This is a genomic window from Streptomyces anulatus (assembly GCF_014650675.1).
Lineage (GTDB): Bacteria > Actinomycetota > Actinomycetes > Streptomycetales > Streptomycetaceae > Streptomyces > Streptomyces anulatus.
Window position 1 is genome coordinate 48109 of sequence record NZ_BMVK01000009.1, and the last position, 1226, is coordinate 49334.

The following is a 1226-nucleotide window of genomic DNA, read 5'->3' on the forward strand; positions in this document are numbered from 1 at the left end:
TGGGTGTCGGTCGCGACCGTGCTCATGGCGTGCGGTCTCCTCGTTGCTGTTCGGGATGGTCGGCTCCCTGAATCCTGCCCGGAAGCGATAGGTTAGGCATACCTTACTTCTGGCAGCGTCCTGATGCGGCCGGAAGATCTCTCTGTTTCTGAACGAAGGAGTGAACATGGCACGTTCACGTATCTTGTCCGGCCCGGTGGAGCGCAGGCGCGTCCTGGGCGGACTCACGGGTGCCGCGGCGGCGTTAGGGCTGACGGCCTGTGGCGTGAGCGAGTCCGACGACAAGGCCTCGAACAGCGGCTCCGAGGAGTCGTCCGGTGCGGCGACGCGCAGCCTGGAGACGGACAACGGGACCGTGAAGGTCCCGCAGAAGCCCGAGCGGGTGGTGGTTCTGGAGAACTACGACGCCCTGATGCTCCTCGACCTCGGACTGGTCCCGGTCGGCGTCCCCGACGGGGCCGCCAACCCCCAGTTGCTGCCGAAGGACGTGTACGAGCAGCTCAAGGACGTCGACACGATCGGCGCCTCGGGAACGCCCAACTCCCAGGCCATAGCCGCCCTCAAGCCCGATCTGATCATCGATCAGTTCTACAAGGAGAAGTCTGCCCCGCTCAAGACCATCGCACCGGTGGCCTTCTACGACTGGCACACCAGCGGGGCGTTCTGGAACGAGCAGATCGCCAAGCTGGCGAAGGCGGTCAACCGCGAGAGCCAACTGACCGAGAAGAAGAAGGAGTACGAGCGCCGGCTCACGGAGGTGAGGACCGCCTACCGGAAGCAGATCGCGACGACCACCTGGGCCCCGCTCAGCGGCGGCCCCAACGGCAAGTTCTTCCTGGGGACACCGCTGGTCACCGTGATGCGCGATGTCGGTCTGCGGATCGGGGCGGGACTGCCCGAGAAGGAGGCGGGCTTCGTGCCGAAGAGCTACGAGGAGATGGACGTCCTCAAGGACTGCGACGCGCTGATCTACTCGGTACAGGCCGATAGCAAGGCCACTCCCACGACCCAGCAGTTGCTGGACCACAAACTGTGGAAGGGCGTTCCCGCCGTCAAGGCCGGGCGGGCGTTCCCGTCGCGGCACTTCGTGATGGCCAACTACAGCTTCGCGATCGCCACGGTCGACGAGATCGAAGGCATGCTCAAGAAGATGTAGCGGTCCGCAGGGCCTCCCGGCCCGTCGGCGGCGTGTGCCGCCGACGGGCCTTCGTGCGTGGTGCGGCCGT

Annotated in this window: 1 protein-coding gene; it reads left to right on the forward strand. The window is 65.8% G+C overall.

The window, feature by feature from the left end:
- Positions 1-166: 166 nt before the first annotated feature.
- Positions 167-1156 (forward strand): ABC transporter substrate-binding protein, encoded by a 990-nt coding sequence (locus IE272_RS22550; RefSeq protein WP_229897420.1) that lies wholly within the window; start codon positions 167-169, stop codon positions 1154-1156.
- Positions 1157-1226: the final 70 nt, after the last annotated feature.